The organism is Actinobacillus lignieresii, assembly GCF_900444945.1.
In the GTDB taxonomy this organism is placed as follows: Bacteria; Pseudomonadota; Gammaproteobacteria; order Enterobacterales; family Pasteurellaceae; genus Actinobacillus; species Actinobacillus lignieresii.
On the sequence record NZ_UFRM01000001.1, the window covers coordinates 1 to 21641 of the forward strand.

General features: G+C 43.6%; 18 protein-coding genes. 16 read left to right on the forward strand and 2 right to left on the reverse strand.

What is annotated here, in order from left to right; all coding sequences use genetic code 11:
- From dnaA to recF, 3 genes are all read left to right on the forward strand, one after another.
- A partial coding sequence (dnaA, locus tag DY200_RS00005; RefSeq protein ID WP_425320814.1) for a chromosomal replication initiator protein DnaA occupies nt 1-1356 on the forward strand: 1356 nt, incomplete at its 5' end.
- A 16-nt stretch (nt 1357-1372) separates the two neighbouring features.
- Nucleotides 1373-2476, forward strand: coding sequence for a DNA polymerase III subunit beta (dnaN, locus tag DY200_RS00010; RefSeq protein WP_115586432.1), 1104 nt, complete (start codon nt 1373-1375; stop codon nt 2474-2476).
- A gap of 320 nt (nt 2477-2796) precedes the next feature.
- On the forward strand, nt 2797-3879 hold the full coding sequence (recF, locus tag DY200_RS00020; RefSeq protein ID WP_115586434.1) for a DNA replication/repair protein RecF: 1083 nt from the start codon (nt 2797-2799) through the stop codon (nt 3877-3879).
- A gap of 55 nt (nt 3880-3934) precedes the next feature.
- On the opposite strand, the gene sodC is transcribed toward recF, so the two are convergent.
- The gene (gene sodC / locus DY200_RS00025) at nt 3935-4507 is read right to left on the reverse strand and encodes a superoxide dismutase family protein (protein WP_115586435.1); all 573 of its coding nucleotides are present in this window, start codon (nt 4505-4507) and stop codon (nt 3935-3937) included.
- Nucleotides 4508-4689: 182 nt separating this feature from the next.
- Here sodC and asd point away from each other — a divergent pair, with 182 nt between their 5' ends.
- Entirely contained in the window at nt 4690-5802 is a 1113-nt protein-coding gene (gene asd, locus DY200_RS00030) for an aspartate-semialdehyde dehydrogenase (RefSeq protein WP_005603169.1), read from the forward strand.
- A 123-nt stretch (nt 5803-5925) separates the two neighbouring features.
- On the opposite strand, the gene DY200_RS00035 is transcribed toward asd, so the two are convergent.
- A complete protein-coding gene (locus tag DY200_RS00035) occupies nt 5926-7056 on the reverse strand; it encodes a porin (RefSeq protein WP_115586436.1) in 1131 nt (376 codons plus the stop codon).
- Between the two features lie 144 nt (nt 7057-7200).
- Between DY200_RS00035 and lpxB the strand changes: the two genes are divergently transcribed.
- The 12 genes from lpxB to murG all read left to right on the forward strand — a co-directional run bounded on the left by lpxB (nt 7201) and on the right by murG (nt 21611).
- Nucleotides 7201-8382: a lipid-A-disaccharide synthase gene (gene lpxB, locus DY200_RS00040; protein ID WP_115586437.1), complete on the forward strand. Its 1182-nt coding sequence runs from the start codon at nt 7201-7203 to the stop codon at nt 8380-8382.
- Nucleotides 8383-8411: 29 nt separating this feature from the next.
- Nucleotides 8412-9467: a protease SohB gene (gene sohB / locus DY200_RS00045; RefSeq protein ID WP_115586438.1), complete on the forward strand. Its 1056-nt coding sequence runs from the start codon at nt 8412-8414 to the stop codon at nt 9465-9467.
- Nucleotides 9468-9702: 235 nt separating this feature from the next.
- Nucleotides 9703-10161, forward strand: coding sequence for a division/cell wall cluster transcriptional repressor MraZ (gene mraZ / locus DY200_RS00050; RefSeq protein WP_005595596.1), 459 nt, complete (start codon nt 9703-9705; stop codon nt 10159-10161).
- A gap of 25 nt (nt 10162-10186) precedes the next feature.
- Nucleotides 10187-11128 carry a 16S rRNA (cytosine(1402)-N(4))-methyltransferase RsmH gene (rsmH, locus tag DY200_RS00055; RefSeq protein ID WP_115586439.1) on the forward strand — a complete coding sequence of 314 codons (942 nt, stop codon included), beginning with the start codon at nt 10187-10189 and terminating at the stop codon, nt 11126-11128.
- A 12-nt stretch (nt 11129-11140) separates the two neighbouring features.
- Nucleotides 11141-11455, forward strand: a complete 315-nt coding sequence (gene ftsL / locus DY200_RS00060; protein ID WP_115586440.1) for a cell division protein FtsL — start codon at nt 11141-11143, stop codon at nt 11453-11455.
- Nucleotides 11456-11458: 3 nt separating this feature from the next.
- Complete coding sequence (locus DY200_RS00065; RefSeq protein ID WP_115586441.1) at nt 11459-13519, forward strand: penicillin-binding transpeptidase domain-containing protein; 2061 nt, start codon at nt 11459-11461, stop codon at nt 13517-13519.
- A gap of 23 nt (nt 13520-13542) precedes the next feature.
- Nucleotides 13543-15045, forward strand: a complete 1503-nt coding sequence (gene murE / locus DY200_RS00070) for a UDP-N-acetylmuramoyl-L-alanyl-D-glutamate--2,6-diaminopimelate ligase (protein ID WP_115586442.1) — start codon at nt 13543-13545, stop codon at nt 15043-15045.
- Nucleotides 15046-15245: 200 nt separating this feature from the next.
- Nucleotides 15246-16640 carry a UDP-N-acetylmuramoyl-tripeptide--D-alanyl-D-alanine ligase gene (murF, locus tag DY200_RS00075; protein WP_115586443.1) on the forward strand — a complete coding sequence of 465 codons (1395 nt, stop codon included), beginning with the start codon at nt 15246-15248 and terminating at the stop codon, nt 16638-16640.
- Nucleotides 16641-16744: 104 nt separating this feature from the next.
- Complete coding sequence (gene mraY / locus DY200_RS00080; protein WP_115586444.1) at nt 16745-17827, forward strand: phospho-N-acetylmuramoyl-pentapeptide-transferase; 1083 nt, start codon at nt 16745-16747, stop codon at nt 17825-17827.
- Nucleotides 17828-17910: 83 nt separating this feature from the next.
- Nucleotides 17911-19221 carry a UDP-N-acetylmuramoyl-L-alanine--D-glutamate ligase gene (murD, locus tag DY200_RS00085; RefSeq protein WP_115586445.1) on the forward strand — a complete coding sequence of 437 codons (1311 nt, stop codon included), beginning with the start codon at nt 17911-17913 and terminating at the stop codon, nt 19219-19221.
- A 1-nt stretch (nt 19222) separates the two neighbouring features.
- Nucleotides 19223-20401 carry a putative lipid II flippase FtsW gene (gene ftsW / locus DY200_RS00090; RefSeq protein ID WP_005603027.1) on the forward strand — a complete coding sequence of 393 codons (1179 nt, stop codon included), beginning with the start codon at nt 19223-19225 and terminating at the stop codon, nt 20399-20401.
- 154 nt (nt 20402-20555) lie between these two features.
- Nucleotides 20556-21611, forward strand: a complete 1056-nt coding sequence (gene murG / locus DY200_RS00095; RefSeq protein WP_115586446.1) for an undecaprenyldiphospho-muramoylpentapeptide beta-N-acetylglucosaminyltransferase — start codon at nt 20556-20558, stop codon at nt 21609-21611.
- Nucleotides 21612-21641: the final 30 nt, after the last annotated feature.

The window sequence follows — 21641 nt, forward strand, 5'->3', positions numbered from 1 at the left end:
TTGGAGCAAATCGTGTCTTCCCTTTGGTCTGATTGTCTTAATCATTTACAAACGAAAGTATCGCCGACTGATTACAGCACTTGGCTACGCCCTTTGCAGGCAAGTTTTGCAAACGGGGAGCTCACGCTTTACGCTCAAAACCAATTTGTTGAAAATTGGGTAAAAGATAAATTTTTGGCGGAGATCGTCGATCTTGCCCGTTTTTTATCGAAAAATAACGATTTAGCGGTTTCGATTCGCGTCGGGATTAAACCGGCGGAACATAGACCTGTCTCTCCAAGTACGACAAGCAGCAATTCAAAAGAAGAAGTACCAGAAACCAATAAAAATTTCAGAACGGGTTTAAACGAATCGCTTACTTTTGAGAATTTCGTACAAGGTAAATCCAACCAATTAGCCAAAGCGGTCGCCCAGCAGGTGGCGGACAATCCGGGCGAAAGCCACTGTAATCCATTTTCACTTTACGGCGGAACCGGTTTGGGTAAAACCCACTTATTACATGCGGTCGGTAATGAAATTCTAAAACGTAACCCGCAAGCGAGAGTGGTCTATATTCACTCCGAGCGTTTTGTGCAAGATATGGTAAAAGCGTTGAAAGGCAATACGATTGAGAATTTTAAGAAATTCTACCGTTCGCTTGATGTGCTGATGATTGACGATATTCAATTCTTTGCCAATAAAGAAGCATCGCAAGAAGAGTTTTTCCACACGTTTAATTCGTTATTCGAACGTAATAAACAGATTATTTTGGCTTCGGATAACTTCCCGAAAAATATTGAAAATATCGAAGAACGCATTAAATCTCGACTAAGTTGGGGCGTAAGTACCGCGATTGAACCACCTGAATTGGAAACCCGCGTGGCGATTCTGATGAAAAAAGCGGAAGAACGTGGGGTAGAGTTGCCGGAAGAAGTGGCATTTTTCATCGGGCAAAAATTGCGTACCAATGTACGAGAATTAGAAGGTGCGTTAAACCGTGTGATTGCGTGGCGTAACTTTACCAAGCGTCAAATTACGATTGATGCGGTGCGTGAAGCGTTAAAAGATCTGATCGCGTCTTATGATCACTTAATTACGATTGAAAATATTCAAAAAACGGTTGCCGAATATTACAACATTAAAATGTCTGACTTAAAGTCAAAGAGTCGTACCCGTTCGGTCGCTCGCCCTCGCCAAATGGCGATGGCATTGGCAAAAGAATTAACCAATCACAGTTTACCGGAAATCGGGCGAGAATTCGGCGGACGTGATCACACTACCGTGATGCACGCTTGCAAAACGATTAATGAATTACGTGATACCGATAGCGGTATTCAAGAAGACTATACCAACTTAACCAGAAAATTATCGTCATAGGCGATAAGGGATTTTTATGCAATTTACGATTACCAGAGAACAGTTACTTAAGCCTTTACAACAGGTCTGTGGCGTATTAAGCAGTCGCCCGACTTTGCCTGTGATTAATAATATTCTGCTTGAAATCGAAGGCGACCGCTTATCCTTAACCGGAACGGACTTAGAAGTGGAATTAACCACAGTAGCAACCCTTGAAAAAGCGGTCGATTTTACCGGAAAATTTACCATTCCTGCGAAAAAATTTCTCGATATTTGTCGCAGTTTGCCGGAAGATAGCAGTATTTCGGTGCAATTCGAAGAAGATCGTGCTTTAGTTAGAGTGGCTCGTAGTAAATTTAATTTAGCCACATTACCGGCAAGCGATTATCCGAATTTAATGGATTGGAAGCCGGAAGTAGATTTTTCGATTGAACAATCCACCCTTGCTCGTTTGATTGATGCGACCCAATTCTCAATGGCGAACCAAGATGCGCGTTATTTCTTAAACGGTATGAAGTTTGAAACCGAAGGCAATTTATTGCGTACCGTAGCAACGGACGGACACCGTCTAGCAGTTTGTACCATGGCATTAAATCAAGAGTTATTAACCCATTCGGTTATTGTGCCTCGCAAAGCGGTATTGGAATTATCTCGTCTTGTTGCCGTGAGTGATGAAACGGTACGTTTAGAAATCGGCACTAGCAATTTACGTGTATCAATGAACGGCGTAGTGTTTACTTCTAAATTGATTGACGGGCGTTTCCCAGACTATCGCCGTGTATTACCACGCAATGCGGATCGTATTTTAGAAGCGGAAACCGAAGTGTTAAAACGTGCATTAATGCGTGCGGCAATTTTATCGAATGAAAAATTCCGCGGCGTGCGTTTAGCGTTAAGTGAAAATTTATTGAAAATTACCGCAAATAACCCGGAACAAGAAGAAGCGGAAGAGATCATTGACGTGGCATATCAAAGCCCGGAAATGGAAGTCGGCTTTAACGTGAGTTATTTGTTAGACGTGCTGAACACCTTAAAATGTGAGCGTGTGCGTTTCAATTTGGTCGATGCAAGTTCAAGCTGCTTAATTGAAGATTGTGATAATAGCACCGCCGAATATGTGATTATGCCGATGCGTCTTTAATTTGAATGTCACTTTCTTTGCTTCTCCAAAGAAAGTAACCAAAGAAAGGCGACCCCAGATTTTCCTTTTTCTTCCGCTTATTGCTAACTTTTGGGACGAACTTTCCAAACTCGCTTGCAAGCAAGCTCAAACAAGGAAAGTTATCCTCAAAAGTTTACGCAATCGCTCCAGCGGAAAATAGGGGAACAAAACAACATTCCAATTTTGCAAAAAACGGTATAAAAATGACCGCTTGTGAGAGCGATTTTATCAGCGGTCATTTGTGAATTATTGTATCAATCAGAATTGCTTTAGAACACTCGATCTTAGAGAGTCCATGTATGCCCCTATCCAGATTAATTATCAATAATTTCCGAAATCTCCAATCTCTCGATCTTGAACTCAGTCCGAATTTTAATTTTATCGTAGGGCATAACGGCAGCGGTAAAACCAGTCTGTTGGAAGCAATTTTTTACTTAGGGCACGGTCGGTCATTTAAAAGCCATATCAGTAATCGCATCATTCACTATCAAGCGGAAGATTTTGTGTTACACGGTCGTATTGATGAAGGGCAACATCAATGGTCGGTCGGAATTCAGAAAAAACGTTCGGGCGATACGCTGTTAAAAATTAACGGCGAAGACGGTAATAAAATTTCTGATTTGGCGCATCTACTGCCGATGCAAGTCATTACGCCGGAAGGGCTAACCTTATTGAACGGCGGGCCGACTTTCCGTCGAGCGTTTTTAGACTGGGGGCTATTCCATCAATATACCGAATTTTATAGTTACTGGGCGAATTTAAAACGTTTACTCAAGCAACGTAATGCCGCATTGCATCAAGTTCGTAGTTATGCCGAATTAAAGCCGTGGGATATTGAATTGGCGAAATTGGCGGAGATTGTCAGCCAAATGCGTGCGAACTATGCGGAAGCGTTACGACCGGAAATTGAGAAAACCTGTCAGTTTTTCTTACCTGAATTGGAAATAGGGGTGAGTTTCCATCAAGGCTGGGAGAAAGGGACGGATTATGCCGAGATTCTTGCTCAAGGTTTTGAGCGAGATAAAGCCATGGGCTATACCATGATTGGTCCGCAAAAGGCGGATTTTCGTTTTCGGGCAAACGGTTTACCGGTGGAAGACGTACTTTCTCGCGGGCAATTAAAATTACTGATGTGTGCGTTGCGTTTGGCACAAGGCGAATATTTAGTGGCGCAAAAAGAACGTCAGTGTTTATTCCTGATCGATGATTTTGCTTCCGAGTTGGATCCGACTAAACGAGAGCTGTTAGCACATCGTTTACGAGAAAGCGGTTCGCAAGTATTTGTGACGGCGATTACCAAAGATCAGTTAAATCAAATGCAATGGCAAGAGAGCGAACAAGATAGTCTGTTCCAAGTTCAACAAGGTATGCTGACTAAATAAAAAAGGGATGTGTTACACATCCCTTTTTTCATCGGTTTAAATTTATTTAATTATGTTATTTGATGACGCCGCAAGCCATACGCGGACCGCCACCGCCTAATGGAGCCGGGTGATCAGAGTGGTTATCGCCGCCTTCGTGAATCATTAAAGAGTGACCTTTAACTTCATCAAGTTTTTTCAAACGCGGAGCAAGAACCGGATTGGTTGCAGAACCGTCGTGTGCGATGGTTAATGCCGGTAAATCACCTAAGTGCGCATCGTCCGACCACGGATAGCCGTGTTGTTTGGTATCTTTCGGATCCCAGTGACCGCCCGCGCCTAAACCGGCAACCAGTTTACCGTCTTTTTCTTTCGGCTCACAGCTTGGGTTTTGGTGAATATGGAAGCCGTGTAAACCTTGAGCTAAACCGTGTAAGTGCGGAGTAAACACTAAACCGTATGCAGATTCGGTAATTTCTACCGTACCGACATCCTTGTTTCCTTTTACAGGATCAAGTTGTTGTACTTGTACGACAAGTTTTTCCACTGCGCTGTTATCCGCTTTTTTATGATCATGATCCGCATGTGCAAAGGCAACTGCCGATGCGCCGAATAATGTAAAAGCGAGAGCTAGATTTGTGAGTTTCATAGAACATCCTTTTATTTTGGTTAATGGACTGTGTGTATTGTACACTATAGTAAAGAATTTAAATAATATTATTTAAATAGTCTAAAACTAATTGCATTTTAGTAGAAAATCCTGTATTTATCAGATTCTATTTCTCAAAATAAATTCAAACACAACTTAGTAAATTTAATTAGGAGCATAAAATGCAAAATGTAGGTTTTATCGGTTGGCGCGGTATGGTTGGCTCGGTTTTAATGGATCGTATGGTTCAAGAAAACGACTTTGCGAACATTAACCCGATTTTCTTCACTACCTCGCAAGCGGGTCAAAAAGCGCCGGTTTTTGCGGGTAAAGATGCGGGCGAGTTAAAGAATGCCTTTGATATCGAAGAATTAAAAAAATTAGATATTATCGTAACCTGCCAAGGCGGTGACTACACGAACGAAGTGTATCCTAAATTAAAAGCAACGGGTTGGAACGGTTACTGGATCGATGCCGCATCGACACTACGTATGGAAAAAGATGCGATTATCGTATTGGATCCGGTAAACCAACACGTCATCTCAGAAGGTTTAAAAAACGGCATTAAAACTTTTGTCGGCGGTAACTGTACCGTAAGTTTAATGTTAATGGCAATCGGCGGTTTATTTGAAAAAGATTTGGTCGAATGGGTTTCGGTTGCAACTTACCAAGCGGCTTCAGGTGCGGGTGCGAAAAATATGCGTGAGTTACTCTCACAAATGGGCGAATTGGAAGCTTCCGTAAAAGCGGAATTGGCGAATCCGGCATCATCTATTTTGGAGATTGAGCGCAAAGTAACGGCGAAAATGCGCGAAGACAGCTTCCCGACCGATAACTTCGGTGCGCCGCTTGCAGGTAGCTTAATCCCTTGGATCGATAAATTATTAGAAAGCGGTCAAACCAAAGAAGAATGGAAAGGTTATGCGGAAACCAACAAAATTTTAGGTTTAAGCGATAACCCGATTCCGGTGGACGGTTTATGTGTGCGTATCGGTGCATTACGTTGCCATAGCCAAGCGTTTACGATCAAACTTAAGAAAGATCTGCCGTTAGCGGAAATCGAGCAAATTATTGCGGCGCATAACGAATGGGTGAAAGTGATTCCAAACGATAAAGAAACTACTTTACGTGAATTAACACCGGCGAAAGTAACCGGTACGTTAAGCGTTCCGGTCGGTCGTTTACGTAAATTAGCGATGGGTCCGGAATATCTTGCGGCATTTACCGTAGGTGACCAATTATTATGGGGTGCGGCAGAGCCGGTACGCCGTATTTTAGTTCAATTAACCAAATAATTCGGCTGAATTAAAGGCTAACAAGCGGTTGAATTTTACAAAAAAATTGCAAATTTCGACCGCTTATTTATTGCAATAAAAAGGCCCAAGCAATGCTTGGGCTTTGTTGTTTACTATGTCAAATTACCAATAAGCACGGAAACCGACAACCGTCGTATAGTCGCGTGATTTGTTCACGCCGCGAGCTACTTTAGCTTCCGGATGTTTGGTACGAGTCGCTTGCCATTCTACAAAAAGTTTGGTTTTTAACTGATCAACCACTTTTGGTAAATAGTATTCGGTACCCACCATAAATTGGTGTTTTCTCTCGTTATTATCTCGACCGATTGCACGTTCAAGTCTATTGGTTTTATAAGCGTACATACCGTATGCACGCCAATCATCGGTTAAACGATGGTACACAAGGGTACGCACTTCTTTTTCGGTACGTTCGTTGCCCTGTACAGATTGGTTTTCGGTTTTACGGCGTTCTAAATCGACACCGAATGTGGTTTTATCGTAAGTATATGCCGCACCGACCGAATAAGCATTACGGTCATAAGCCGGTGCCGAACCGATACGCTCAAAACGCTCGCGAGAGAAACCGGTCGCCACTTGTACGCTTTGTACGTCGTCAAATTTATGGTTATAAATTGAACCGAAACCCCATACGTCTTTACGATCTTGGCTTAAATCCATATTCGTATTTGAGCGTTGGTTATGACCGCCGTAGTATGCACCGACTTTTAAGCCTTCAATACCTTTATACACATATTGTACTGAACGGCGTGCGCTGGAAACTAATAAACCGTCCGATAAACTTAAAGTATTTGGGATATCGGTTTGTTTTACTTCATCGGTAATTACCGTTTGGTTACCGTAAGTCACTTCACCGTATTGCTTATGACCGAAACCGGCGTAAAGTTGATGAGCATAAATATGATCAAAATCGTGTTGAGAACTTGACACGCCACGCTCATCGGCACCGCGTAAACGCCATTCGACACGGCCTAAAGCGTAAACACCGCTGCCGAGTTGTTGAGTTAAGCGGAAACCGAAACGTGAACCGTTATTTTGTACCGGTTTATTTACGTGATTACGAACCGCCGAACCGTTTTGGTAAGTATCTTTAGTTGAAGTACTTGTCCATTTCACACGTGCAGAACCGATAAATTCCGCTTTAGTGCCGGTTGAATCTAAGTTAAATAATTCAACCGCTGATGCTGAGTTTGCCACAAAAGCAGACGCTAAAAGGGCTAATGCTGTTTTTTTCATTTTCACTCCAAATGAAATATAAATCTGAATTTATAGTTTACTTTGCATAAGGTTTTCAATCAATCTGATTTTATTAGTTTATATTGTGATTAGTTATAATCCGCCTATAATAAAAAGTAACGAATAACGTATGAGAGTTAAATTATGGTAGAAAAAGAAGCACCTTTAATTGCGCTTGTCGCCGGTGAAATTTCAGGCGATATTCTCGGTGCGGGACTGATTAATGCATTGAAATTACACTATCCCAACGCCCGTTTTATCGGAGTTGCAGGCCCTCGAATGATACAAGCCGGTTGTGAAACGCTCTTCGATATGGAAGAACTGGCGGTCATGGGATTGGCGGAAGTGGTCAAACATTTGCCTCGTTTGCTTAAGCGTCGTAAACAAGTGATTGAAACAATGCTGGCGGAAAAGCCGGATATTTTTATCGGTATTGATGCGCCGGATTTTAATTTAACCGTTGAAGAAAAACTCAAAGCGAGCGGAATTAAAACCATTCATTATGTCAGTCCGTCGGTGTGGGCGTGGCGACAAAATCGAGTACATAAAATCGCACGGGCAACCAACTTAGTGTTGGCTTTTTTACCGTTTGAAAAAGCGTTTTATGATCGCTTTAATGTGCCTTGTCGTTTTATCGGACATACGATGGCGGATACGATTGCGCTTAAGCCGAATCGTGCGGAAGCCTGTGTCGGTTTAAATTTGGACGAAGCACAACGTTACTTGGCGATTTTAGTCGGCAGTCGGGCGAGCGAAGTCGGCTTTTTAGCGGAGCCTTTCTTAAAAGCGGCGCAGATTCTGAAGCAAAAATATCCGGACTTACAATTTTTAGTACCGTTGGTAAATGACAAACGAATCGCTCAATTCGAGCAAATTAAAGCGCAAGTTGCCCCCGAGTTGGATGTGCATATTCTAAAAGGTAATGCCCGCCAAGCGATGATTGCGGCGGAAGCGACATTACTTGCTTCCGGTACGGCGGCATTAGAGGGAATGTTATGCAAATCACCGATGGTAGTCGGTTATAAAATGAAAGCGACGACTTACTGGCTGGCAAAACGTTTGGTAAAAACCAAATATATTTCCCTACCGAATTTATTAGCGGATGAAATGCTCGTTCCCGAATTGATTCAAGACGAATGTAATCCAGAAAATTTAGCTTGGTATTTGGGTAATTATTTGGCGGACGATGCAGACCATATAAAACAGCGAAACGAATTAAAACAGCGTTTTACTGAGCTACATAAACTGATCCAATGTGATGCGGACGCTCAAGCCGCTCAAGCGGTTGTCGATGTATTGGAAGCGGACACAAGCGGTCAAAATTAATTTTATTTTTACAAAAGGAACCTTACGGAATGTGGAAAGAAATTCTACTTAATTACGGTATTTTCTTATTGGAATTACTGACGTTGTTCGGCATTGTTGCGGTGGTAGTGATGCTGATTTTGGAAGCTAGAAAACAGCCTGAAAGCGGTGCGATTTCGATTACGAATCTGACTGAAAAATATCAGGAGCAACAAAAGTCTTTAGCGAATTTTTTCTTGAGTGAAGAAGCACAAAAACAAGCGGAAAAAGCGGAGAAAAAAGCGGCGAAAGAGAAAGCGAAGGCGGAGAAAAAACGTCTGAAAGAAGCCGGAGAGCATTCGGAGGAAGTGCAAAAGCCGCGCTTGTTTGTACTTAATTTTATCGGAGACGTTCAAGCGCATGCAGTGAGTTCTCTACGACGTGAAATTGATGCGGTTATTTCTTTAGCGAATAAAGAAGATGAAGTGTTATTAAGATTGGAAAGTCCGGGCGGCGTGGTACACGGTTACGGTTTGGCGGCTTCACAATTACAGCGTTTGCGTGATCATAATATCCCGCTGACGGTGGCGGTCGATAAAGTGGCGGCAAGCGGCGGTTATATGATGGCGTGCGTAGCGAATAAAATCGTATCCGCACCGTTTGCCATTATCGGCTCGGTCGGTGTGGTGGCTCAAGTGCCGAATATTCACCGTTTACTGAAAAAACACGAAATTGATGTGGACGTGATGACCGCTGGCGAATATAAACGCACGGTAACCTTAGTCGGCGAGAATACCGAGAAAGGCAAACAAAAATTCCAACAAGAATTGGAAGAAACTCACCAATTATTTAAACAATTCGTAGCGCAGAACCGCCCGCAATTGGATATTGAAAAAATCGCCACCGGCGAGCATTGGTTCGGTAAACAGGCGTTGGCACTCGACTTGGTTGATGAAATCAATACCAGCGATGATTTATTGCTTAATGCGATCAAAGAAAAAGAGGTGATCGAATTGAAATTTAAACAGAAGAAAAACCTCACGCAACGTTTAGGCGAGCAAGTGGAACTTTCCGTAGAAAACGTGATCGCCAAGTTACTGCATAAGCAACGTTCAAATATGATGTAATCGAGTGTTAAGCAAGCGGTTCGATTTTGTGAAATTTTTGCAAAATCGAACCGCTTATTTTTTTGGTTATGATCTTTACCAAACAAAACGCTAAAACAGCTTGCCCGATTAACAACTAATCTATAAAATTTGATCTCTTAAGTGGGAAAAAGTGGTGTTTTGTGGAATTTTTAGGAACTTTCCCTAAATTAACGAATCTTTTAAATGTATCAATAAGCTTGGCTAGGTTGGCAAAATGTTTCGCGGCGTAACTTCAATCAGTATCGATAATAAAGGACGGATCGCTATTCCGACTCGTTATCGTGCCGAATTGCGTGAACAACACGAGGGCGTTTTGGTTTGCACCGTTGATATTCGCCAGCCGTGTTTATTGCTTTATCCGTTACATGAATGGGAAACGGTGGAACAAAAACTACTTGCGCTTTCCAATTTTGATCCGATGCAGCGCCGTATTCAGCGCGTAATGCAAGGTTTTGCAACCGAATGTGAAATGGATGCTGCGGGCAGAATTTTACTTAGCCCCACACTCAGACAGCACGCACAGCTCGAGCAACAAATTATGTTGGTCGGGCAATTAAATAAATTTGAAATTTGGCAAGATAAACAGTGGCAATCACAAATTGCGGAAGATCTTGCCTTGGGCGGTTCGGCGGAAATGCTGAATTGCGAAGCCTTAAAAAACCTTTCTTTATAAGATAAATAAGTGAGTTGGAAAAATAATGAACGACACAGTCCATAAGCATATTACCGTATTGCTGCATGAAGCCGTTGACGGTTTGGCGATTAAGCCGAACGGTATTTACATAGACGGTACTTTCGGACGAGGCGGTCATTCTCGACTCATTCTCTCAAAACTTTCCGAACAAGGTCGCTTAATTGCGACGGATCGTGACCCACGTGCAATTGCCGAAGCGAATACGATTAATGATGCTCGTTTTCAAATTGTACATACCGCTTTTTCTGCAATTCCCGAAGTATGCGAACAATTAGGCTTAACCGGCAAAATTGACGGTATTTTGCTTGATCTCGGCGTTTCTTCGCCGCAGCTTGATGATTCGGAACGCGGCTTCAGTTTTATGCGTGACGGGCCGCTTGATATGCGTATGGATACCACTAAAGGTTTATCGGCTGCCGAATGGTTGGCACAAGTTTCAGCGGACGATTTGGCGTGGGTGCTAAAAACCTTCGGTGAAGAACGTTTTGCCAAACGCATTGCACAAGCGGTCGTTTCTTACAATAAATCTGCAACGGAAAAAATTTCTCGTACGCTTCAATTAGCGCAAATTATTGCTGATGCCGTGCCTTTCAAAGATAAGCATAAACATCCGGCAACCCGTTCGTTTCAGGCTATCCGTATCTTTATTAACAGCGAGTTGGACGAGCTGGAGAAAGCGTTACAGTCGGCATTAAGCGTATTGGCGCCGGAAGGACGTTTATCGATTATCAGTTTCCATTCGTTAGAAGATCGAATGGTTAAACAATTTATGAAGAAAAACAGTAAGGGCATGGACGTGCCGAAAGGTTTACCTATTTTGGAGGCGGAATTAAATAAAAATATTCCGCTCAAAACCATCGGTAAAGCGATTATGCCGAGTGAGGCGGAAATCGAAGCAAACCCTCGCTCACGTAGTGCCGTATTACGTATTGCGGAAAAAAGATAGAGGATTTAGCGAATGGCAAGTAATGAACGTTATCCGCTCCATCAAATTATTTTGGACGATTTAACCGGACATAATAAGGTCGCTTTACTATTGATTATCGCAGTAGTGGTAACCGCAATCGGTACGATTTGGATTACCCATCAAACCCGTTTATTGACGGCGGAACAAGGGAAGCTCGTACAAGCGCAACGTAAACTTGAAAATCAATATATTCACTTACAATTAGAAGAAAATGCGAAAAGCCAGAAATCTCGAGTAGAAGCGGCGGCGGCAAGTTTCGGTTTACAGTCGATTAAAAAAGAGCAAGAAGTTATTTTGGTTGAATAAAGCATGGCAAAGTCAGTTAAATTAAAGCGTAAACCTGCGGTAATAGAGCTGGTTATAGAGACAAAAAAGCAAACCGCTACGAAAAATGAGCCGAGTTACCTCCCGATTCGTTTCGGTATCGTCGGCGCTCTCATTTTCGTAATGGCGGCGATGCTGATTGCTAAAGCCGCACATATTCAATTATTTGATTCCGAACGTCTTATCAATGAAGCGAATAACCGTTCGTTGCGTACTAAAGAGCTGCCTTTTACCCGAGGACGTATTCTTGATCGTAACGGTCGATTCTTATCCATCAGTGTACCGATGTACTCTCTAACGCTTGACCCTCGCGAATATTTCGACAGCAAATTGCGCCGTACGCCGGAACGTTGGAAGCTGCTTGCGATGGAAATGGGTGCATCCAAAAGTAAAATCGAAAAAAGCGTTAATGATTTCATTGAGAAAAAGAACATCTCGAAAGAAAAAGTAGCCTTTGATCCTCGTTCCATCCTTAACACGAAAAGTGAAGATTACTGGACGCTTTTAGCGCAATCGACCGGGCTGGATTACAATACGTTAATCCAATCGGTGAGAAATAATCCGAGTTCCGCATTCTTAATGCAGGAAATTTCCGCCTCGCAACTCGAACGTTCTAAACTTGAAGCGATTGCCAAAGCAACCGGCGAAAAATATAACGACCTGATGGCGCGTTTATATAAAGCGGCGCGCCAGCGTTTTATCTACATCGCACGCCACGAGCCGGAGAGTATCGCCAATTATGCGCAAGAACTGAAAATCGACGGTATGGTATTGAAAGCCGAATCACGCCGTTTTTATCCGCTGGCGGAAGAAGCTTCGCAATTAATCGGTTTTACCGATATTGATGACGTACACGGTACGGAAGGTTTAGAGCGTAGTTTCGATTCTTTATTAATCGGTAAAAACGGTCGCCAAGTGATTCGTAAAGATGCGCGCGGTAATGTGATTGAAAATATTCGCGATGAAAAACAATACGATCCGCAAGACGTTATGTTGAGTATTGATGAAGAATTACAATCCGAAGTGTATAAAAAAATTAAAGAGGCGGTTATTGCCAATAATGCCGAATCCGGCACGGCGGTGTTAGTTGATGTGCAAACCGGCGAAATTTTGGCGATGGCGAATGCGCCTTCGTTTAACCCGAACAAACGGGACAGCTTTAAGCCGGAATTAATGCGTAACCGAGCGATTACCGATACTTTCGAGCCTGGTTCGACGGTTAAGCCGTTAGTGGTTTTAACCGCATTGCAAAACGGGGCGACTTATCGCGACGAAGTGATTAATACGCGTCCGTTTGTGGTAAACGGGCATACGATTAAAGACGTTGCGCCGCGTGAAAGTTTATCGCTGACCGGTATCTTACAGAAATCGAGTAATATCGGGGTGAGCCGTTTGGCGTTACGTATGCCGTCCACCGCACTGGTCGATACCTATAGCAAGGTCGGTTTCGGTAAAGATACCGGTTTAGGCTTGGGCGAACAAAAAGGGACGAACGGCGATCGTAAACGTTGGTCGGATATTGAACGAGCAACCATGGCGTACGGTTACGGTTTAAATATTACACCGTTACAGCTTGCGCGAGCTTATGCGACCTTGGGAAGTTTCGGTATTTATCGACCGCTTTCGATTACCAAAGTGGATCCGCCGGTTATCGGCGAACGAGTATTACCGGAAAAAATTACTCGTGACGTAGTGCATATGATGGAAAGTGTGGCGCAAAAAGGCGAAGGCGGTCAGAAAGCGATGGTGGAAGGTTATCGTGTGGCGGTGAAAACCGGTACGGCTCGTAAACTTGAAAAAGGGCAATACGTCGAAAAATATATTGCCTATACCGCAGGTGTTGCGCCGGCAAGCGATCCCCGCTTTGCCTTGGTTGTGTTGATTAACGAACCGAAAGCCGGACAATACTACGGCGGTTCGGTTTCCGCGCCGTTATTCTCGAGTATTATGGGCTATACCCTGAAAACGAGAAATATCAAACCGGATAACCTCACCGACACCGAAAGTGCCGTACGAGAAATTAAATTAGAACAAAAAGTAAATTAGAACAGAATAAATTAGGTAACAATATGAAACGTTTACTTCCCTTTCTCACCGAACTTGATGCTTGGGTGACGGAATTAAAACCGCTTAAGCAAATGACGTTGGATTCTCGCCAAGTTGATGAAGGCGATCTGTTTGTGGCGTTAAAAGGGCATCAAGTGGATGGTCGCCGATTTATTCAAAAAGCGATTGAGCAAGGCGCAGCTTTAGTCTTGGCGGAAGCGGACGAAGGGCAGGACGAAATTGAGTTAGATGCGAAATTTGCAAAATATAACTTAGATCGTACCGCTTGTAAGGTGGTTTCAGTGCCGAATTTGGCGCGTATTTTGTCGGAAATTGCCGGTGCGTTTTATGCCAATCCGTCTGAAAAACTCACTCTCGTAGGTGTAACCGGCACGAACGGCAAGACCACAAGCGCTCAATTACTTGCCCAATGGCACAATCTATTAGGCGGAAAATCGGCGGTAATGGGGACGATCGGTAACGGTTTATACGGCAAAGTACAAGAAGCGGCAAATACCACCGGTTCGGCGATTGAAGTACAGCGTAATTTAGCTAGCTTTGTGGAAATGGGCGCTGATTTTTGTGCGATGGAAGTGTCTTCGCACGGCTTGGCTCAATATCGTGCGGAAGCGTTAAGCTATGATTTAGCGGTGTTCACTAATTTAAGCCGTGATCATCTCGATTACCACAAGACAATGGAAGAATATGCACAAGCAAAATTCCGTTTGTTTAGCGAATTAGATACCAAAGCACAAGTATTAAACGCTGATGATGAAGTCGGGCGTGAATGGTTGGCAAAATTGCCGAATGCGGTTGCCGTCAGTACCGATGCGAGCTTTAGTAGCGAGCATAAATTCGTTAAAGCGACCGATGTGAGCTTTAGCTTACAAGGTGTAAAAATTGCGTTTGAATCAAGTTGGGGCAACGGCGAGTTGGATAGCCGTTTAATCGGTGCATTTAACGTCAATAATTTACTCACAGCATTAGCCGGCTTATTAGTGCTTGGTCACGATTTACAAAAATTAATTGAAACTGCACCGCTTCTGCAAGGGGTTGCGGGACGTATGGAATGTGTCGTTTCGCAAAAAAATCCGCAAAATAGGCCGCTTGTATTAGTCGATTACGCTCATACGCCGGATGCGTTGGAAAAAGCCTTGCAAGCGGCACGATTGCATACCGAAGGCGAGCTTTATTGTATTTTCGGTTGCGGTGGTGATCGTGATGCGGGTAAACGCCCGATGATGGCGGCGATTGCCGAAGAACTTGCGGATAAAGTGATTGCGACTGATGACAACCCGAGAACCGAAGATAATGCCAAAATTATGGCGGATATTCTCAAAGGTTTCGTTCAAGTGGAGAAAGTACAAGTAATCCACGATCGTGAACAAGCAATTAAAACCGCAATTGAACAAGCGAATGGAAAAGATGTGATTTTAATTGCCGGTAAAGGGCATGAGGACTACCAGATTATCGGCACGACTAAGCATCATTTTTCGGATCAGGAGACAGCGGCTAAATACCTGTAACTTGTCACTTTCTTTGCTTCGCCAAAGAAAGTAACCAAAGAAAGGCGACCCCAGATTTTCCTTTTTCCTCTGTTTATTGCTAACTTTTGGGACGAATTTTTCAAACTCGCTTGACACGAAAAATTGTCCTCAAAAGTTTACGCAACCGCTTCGGAGGAAAATAGGGGGAATGCAATAAATAGACTGAAGATAGATATTCAATGATAAAACTAACAACAAATGAAATTGCCGGCATTCTTAATGCGCAGTTGATTGGTGATGGCAATGTGGTGGTGGAAACCACCAGTACCGATACCCGACAAGCGGTCGAAAACGGACTGTTTTTTGCATTAAAAGGTGCGAATTTTGATGCGCATCATTACTTAGCTAATGCGGTGGAACAAGGCAGTGTGGCAGTAGTGGTTGAGCGTGAATGTGAGATTTCCGTACCGCAAATTGTGGTGAAAGATACACGCCTTGCGTTAGGCGAGTTAGCCAAATGGTTAAAAGCGAAACTTAATCCGAAAACCGTGGCGATGACCGGTTCTTCAGGCAAAACCACCGTAAAAGAAATGACGGCAAAAATTTTGCAAAAAATGACCGCTTGTGAAGATGAAGTGCTTTATACCTTTGGCAACCTAAATAACGACCTCGGTGTGCCGATGACCTTGTTACGTTTAACGCCGCAACATAAATTTGCGGTGGTGGAACTCGGGGCAAACCATATCGGCGAAATCGCTTATACCACAGCAATCACTCAACCGGACGCTTGTTTAGTGAATAACGTTGCCGCGGCGCATTTAGAAGGTTTCGGCTCACTCGAAGGTGTAGCGCAAGCAAAAGGCGAAATTTATCGAGGCTTAAAAGCCGGCGGTAAAGCGATTGTGAATCAAGCCTTTTATTATCCGCAATGGCAAAAAGAAATCGGTGAGCATGAGCTACAATCCTTCAGCTACACCGGTTCGGATCAAGATTCGTATGCAGATTTTTGGGCGGAAAACGTGGAATTAGGCTTATCCGGTTCTCATTTCACGCTACATTCTCCGCAAGGCGAAATTGAAATTAATTTGCCTTATTTAGGCGCGCATAATGTCAGTAATGCTTTAGCAGCAACTTCGCTCGCTATGGCGGTCGGTGCGGATTTAAATGCGGTCAAAGCCGGATTGGAGCAACGTTCGCAAGTGAAAGGTCGTTTGTATCCGGTTGAAGTTAATCCGCATTGTTTATTGATTGATGATACCTATAACGCCAATGTCGATTCGATGAAATCAGCGGTGGCGGTGTTAAAAAATTATCCGGCGTTCCGTATTTTTGCGGTCGGCGATATGGCGGAACTCGGTGACGAAAGTGCGGCTTGTCACCAACAAGTGGCGGATTTCGTACGCGAGGCAAATTTAGATTTAGTGGTGAGTTTCGGTAAGCAAAGTGCGGTAATCAGTCATGATACGGCACATCATTTTACCGATAAACAAGAGATGCACGATTTCTTATTGCCGATTATTTCGCAAAAAATTGCGGAAAAACAACCGCTTGTGTTATTGGCAAAAGGCTCTCGCAGCCAAAAAATGGAAACGTTGATTTCCGCTTTATGCCTTTCTTTGGGCGTTTCTTTTTAATGTTAAGGTAGATAGCGGTGCGAGCGTTTGCTCGTCGCTATTTAAATATGAATAAAATTTGCGGGTGATTTACCTGCTTAAAATAATTTAACAAGGGTTTTGTTATGTTAGTTTGGCTTGCTGAGTATTTAGTCCAATACAATACGGCATTTAACGTTGTATCTTATATTACTTTCCGTGCGATTATGGCGTTGCTTACCGCAATGGGAATCGGTTTATGGATTGGTCCCGAAGTGATTCGTCGCTTACAGCTCTTAAAATTCGGTCAAGAAGTACGTAATGACGGCCCGGAAAGCCACTTCAAAAAACGTGGTACGCCGACTATGGGTGGGATTATGATTTTAATCGCTATCGGTGTGAGTACCTTACTTTGGGCGGATTTACGTAACAGCTATATTTGGTTTGTGCTATTTGTGTTATTCGGTTACGGTGCGGTTGGTTTTGTCGATGATTACTGGAAAATCAAACGCAAAAATACCGACGGTTTAATTGCGCGTTGGAAATATTTCTGGTTGTCGGTGATTGCGCTGATTGCGGTATTCGGCATTTATGCGGTCGGTAAAGATACGGCGGCAACGCAGTTAGTCGTACCGTTCTTTAAAGACTTTATGCCACAGCTCGGTATTTTCTTTATCATTCTGTCTTACTTTGTGATTGTTGGTACTTCAAATGCGGTAAACCTAACAGACGGTTTAGATGGTTTAGCGATTGTACCGACCATTATGGTCGCATCGGCTTTTGCATTAATCGCCTGGGCGACCGGTAACTTCAATTTTGCACAATATTTACATATTCCGTTTGTTCCGAATGCCGGTGAATTAGTGATTCTATGTACTGCGATTGTCGGTGCCGGTTTAGGCTTCTTATGGTACAACACCTATCCGGCACAAGTATTTATGGGCGATGTCGGTTCACTTTCATTAGGCGGTGCGTTAGGTACGATTGCGGTATTGGTTCGCCAAGAATTATTACTCGTGATTATGGGCGGTGTATTCGTGGTGGAAGCGCTCTCGGTAATCTTACAAGTCGGTTCATACAAACTTCGCCAAAAACGTATTTTCCGTATGGCACCGATTCATCATCACTTCGAATTAAAAGGTTGGCCGGAACCTCGCGTTATCGTACGATTCTGGATCATTACCTTGATGCTGGTGTTAATCGGTTTAGTCACATTAAAACTTCGTTAATTCTAGGTGGGCTTGTCCCACCTTTTTCGCTTGCAAGCGGTCCGATTTATCCAAATTTTTACCTATTATAAAGAGATTCAATTATGCAAAACCAATATAAAAATAAGGTCGTTACCATTATCGGCTTAGGCAAAACAGGTTTATCTTGTGTCGAATTTTTTGCGGATAAGCAAGCAAAAGTACAAGTAATTGATACCCGTGAAAAACCGGCTGGTGCTGATCAGCTTCCGGCGGATGTGCCGTTGCATACCGGCGGTTTAAACAGCGAGTGGCTGTTAGCCTCCGATTTAATTGTAATTAGTCCGGGGCTTGCATTGGCTACACCGGAAATTCAACAAGCGATCAACGCCGGTGTGGAAGTGGTTGGCGATATCGAATTATTTGTACGTGAGGCGAAAGCGCCGATTATTGCGATTACCGGTGCAAACGGCAAAAGCACGGTCACGACCTTAGTGGCCGAAATGGCGAAACAAGCTGGTATAAAAGTCGGTATGGGCGGCAATATCGGGGTGCCGGTATTAAGTCTGTTAAACGATGAATATGAATTGTTTGTGTTGGAATTGTCCAGCTTCCAATTAGAAACCACTTCTTCTTTAAAAGCGGCGGCGGCGACCATTTTAAATATCAGTGAAGATCATATGGATCGTTACAATAACTCGGTGGAAGAATATCGTTTAGCGAAATTGCGTATTTATGACAATGCCGAGAATGTGATTGTAAACGGTGAAGATAGCCTGACTTATCCGCTTGAAACGCAAGCGGTTAAAAAATTGATTCGTTTTGCAGAGCATAATGCCGAATATACTATGCGCAACGGCATTCTATATTCGGGTGATGATGCGATTATCCCTACCAAAGAAATGCTGATTTCGGGTCGTCATAACGAAATGAATGCACTGGCAGCGATGGCATTAGCCGAAGCGGCAGGCATTTCGCGTGAAGGAATTGTAAAAGCATTGCAAGTGTACGGCGGTTTGGATCACCGTTTCCAAGCGGTTAAAACCAATGACGGCGTGCGTTGGGTAAACGACTCAAAAGCAACCAATGTCGGCAGTACGGTAGCGGCACTCAACGGCTTACAAGTAGCGGGAACGCTTTATTTGTTATTAGGCGGTGACGGTAAAGCCGCTGATTTTTCCGAGTTAAAACCGCTTATTAATAAACCGAATATTGTTTGTTATTGCTTCGGTCAGGACGGCGCGCAATTAGCCGCATTATCAAGCCAAAGCGTATTGGTGGAGACTATGCAACAAGCGATTGAGCAAATTCGCCCGCAACTGAAAAAAGGCGATATGGTGTTATTGTCACCGGCTTGCGCAAGCCTCGATCAATTTAAGAACTTTGAAGAACGTGGACAGGTTTTTGTCAAATTAGCTCAGGAAGTAACCGCTTAATATGTTAGAAAGATTGAAGACAGAATGGGATAAATGGGTTCGATTAACACCGGCGAATTCGTTATACGATCGTACTTTGCTTTGGCTGTTTTTCGGCTTACTGGTTATCGGCTTCATTATGGTTACCTCGGCATCAATTCCGGTCAGTACCCGTTTAAACAATGATCCGTTTTATTTTGCGGTGCGTGACGGCGTCTATTTAGCGGCGGCATTGTTTGCCTTTGTCACGATCGTGCAAATTCCGACCGAAAGCTGGGAAAAGCGAAACGTGCTGTTTTTCCTCGTATCGCTGGCTTTTTTGGTTATCGTATTGATTTTCGGACGCAGTATTAACGGTGCGGTGCGTTGGATCCCATTAGGACCGATTAATTTCCAACCGGCAGAATTGGCGAAATTAGCGATTATTTGTTATTTTTCCAGCTTCTACGTACGAAAATACGATGAGATGCGAACTAAGCGATTAAGTTTTATTCGCCCTATGGTAATTCTCAGCATTTTCGGTTTCCTATTGCTGTTACAACCGGATTTAGGTAGTACCTTCGTACTCTTTATGCTCACTTTTGCGATGTTGTTTATTATGGGCGCAAGAGTAATGCAGTTCCTATTTTTAGGGGTAACGGGTATTTTACTGTTTGCCTTTTTGGTACTGACGTCAGAATATCGTTTAAAACGAGTGACCTCGTTTATGGATCCGTTCGCCGATGCTTACGGGGACGGTTTCCAACTTTCAAATTCACAAATGGCATTCGGTCAGGGCGAATTTTGGGGACAGGGGTTAGGTAACTCAATCCAAAAATTAGAATACCTTCCCGAAGCGCATACTGACTTTGTTATGGCGGTAGTCGGTGAAGAATTCGGTTTTATCGGGATTGTCGCCATCGTGATTTTATTATCGGTGTTATCGTTACGCGCACTTAAAATCAGTCGAGACGCGTTAAAACTGGAAGCGCGTTTCAGAGGCTTTTTCGCCTTCGGTATTGCGATTTGGATTTTTATTCAAGGCTTTGTGAACTTAGGCGTTGCCTCAGGTTTATTGCCAACCAAAGGTTTGACTTTCCCGCTCGTAAGTTACGGCGGATCCAGTTTAGTGATTATGTCGATCGCGATTGCGGTACTTTTACGCATAGACTATGAAAATCGCCTAGAACTGGTTGGACACGCTCAAATTAAAGAGAGTTAAGATCAACAAGCGGTCGGAATTTGCAAAAAATTTGCAAAAACTGACCGCTTTCTTTTTCCGTAAATTGTCAATTTCCTGTACAATAACAACAATTTGTCTAAAAAAAGTTTCACAAGCGGTCGATTCCGCTCAAAAGTTTGTAAAAGAGATCAAAATGGCTAAAAAACTTCTTGTTATGGCAGGCGGAACCGGCGGTCATGTCTTTCCGGCAATTGCCGTAGCGCGCGAGTTGCAAAAACAAGGCTGGGAGATCCGTTGGTTAGGTACCAAAGATCGAATGGAAGCCGACCTTGTGCCGAAGCACGGTATTCCGATTGAGTTTATTCAAATTTCCGGATTAAAAGGAAAGGGAATCGGAGCATTATTGAAAGCGCCGTTTGCGATTTTTAAAGCGGTTATGCAGGCGCGTAAAATCATTAAAAATTACCAGCCTGATGCGGTACTCGGTATGGGCGGTTATGTGTCCGGGCCGGGCGGTATTGCTGCGAAATTGTGCGGTGTGCCGGTTATTTTACATGAACAAAATGCGGTTGCCGGTTTAACTAATGTTTGGTTATCAAAAATCGCTCGCCGTGTGTTACAAGCATTCCCGACCGCATTCCCAAATGCGGAAGTGGTGGGGAATCCGGTGCGTGAAGATCTCGCTCGGCTAGAAGCGCCAGAAATTCGTTTTGCCGAACGCGGTTATCCGATCAATATTTTAGTAATGGGCGGCAGCCAAGGCGCAAGAGTGATTAACCAAACCGTACCTGAAGTGGCGAAACAACTCGGTAACAATGTTTTTATTAGTCATCAAGTAGGGAAAGGTAACCTCGGCGGGGTAGAAGAAATTTATCAAGCGACCGGCAACGGTATCGCCGCCGAATTTATTGACGATATGGCGCAGGCTTATAGCTGGGCGGACTTAGTGATTTGCCGTTCGGGAGCTTTGACCGTCTGCGAAATCGCCGCGGCAGGCTTACCGGCAATTTTTGTGCCGTATCAACATAAAGACCGCCAACAATATTTGAATGCGACTTATTTGGCGGATGACGGTGCGGCAATCATTATCGAGCAACAAGATTTTACGCCGCAGACTTTATTAAACGCACTTCAGCCGTTAATTGCCGATCGCCGAAAACTTACCGAAATGGCGGTAAAAGCCAGAGCGAAAGCAACGCCAACCGCCGCTCAACGTGTGGCGGAAGTGATTATTGAACAGGCGAAATAATGAGACTGCTACGAAGAAAAGTATTTGCAA

Coding starts and splice junctions, on each gene's coding strand:
- mraY (WP_115586444.1), top strand. CDS start 16,745: ATGTTAGTTTGGCTTGCTGAGTATTTAGTCCAATACAATACGGCATTT.
- sohB (WP_115586438.1), top strand. CDS start 8,412: ATGTGGAAAGAAATTCTACTTAATTACGGTATTTTCTTATTGGAATTA.
- ftsL (WP_115586440.1), top strand. CDS start 11,141: ATGGCAAGTAATGAACGTTATCCGCTCCATCAAATTATTTTGGACGAT.
- rsmH (WP_115586439.1), top strand. CDS start 10,187: ATGAACGACACAGTCCATAAGCATATTACCGTATTGCTGCATGAAGCC.
- murG (WP_115586446.1), top strand. CDS start 20,556: ATGGCTAAAAAACTTCTTGTTATGGCAGGCGGAACCGGCGGTCATGTC.
- DY200_RS00035 (WP_115586436.1), bottom strand. CDS start 7,056: ATGAAAAAAACAGCATTAGCCCTTTTAGCGTCTGCTTTTGTGGCAAAC.
- asd (WP_005603169.1), top strand. CDS start 4,690: ATGCAAAATGTAGGTTTTATCGGTTGGCGCGGTATGGTTGGCTCGGTT.
- sodC (WP_115586435.1), bottom strand. CDS start 4,507: ATGAAACTCACAAATCTAGCTCTCGCTTTTACATTATTCGGCGCATCG.
- mraZ (WP_005595596.1), top strand. CDS start 9,703: ATGTTTCGCGGCGTAACTTCAATCAGTATCGATAATAAAGGACGGATC.
- murF (WP_115586443.1), top strand. CDS start 15,246: ATGATAAAACTAACAACAAATGAAATTGCCGGCATTCTTAATGCGCAG.
- murD (WP_115586445.1), top strand. CDS start 17,911: ATGCAAAACCAATATAAAAATAAGGTCGTTACCATTATCGGCTTAGGC.
- dnaN (WP_115586432.1), top strand. CDS start 1,373: ATGCAATTTACGATTACCAGAGAACAGTTACTTAAGCCTTTACAACAG.
- DY200_RS00065 (WP_115586441.1), top strand. CDS start 11,459: ATGGCAAAGTCAGTTAAATTAAAGCGTAAACCTGCGGTAATAGAGCTG.
- recF (WP_115586434.1), top strand. CDS start 2,797: ATGCCCCTATCCAGATTAATTATCAATAATTTCCGAAATCTCCAATCT.
- murE (WP_115586442.1), top strand. CDS start 13,543: ATGAAACGTTTACTTCCCTTTCTCACCGAACTTGATGCTTGGGTGACG.
- lpxB (WP_115586437.1), top strand. CDS start 7,201: ATGGTAGAAAAAGAAGCACCTTTAATTGCGCTTGTCGCCGGTGAAATT.
- ftsW (WP_005603027.1), top strand. CDS start 19,223: ATGTTAGAAAGATTGAAGACAGAATGGGATAAATGGGTTCGATTAACA.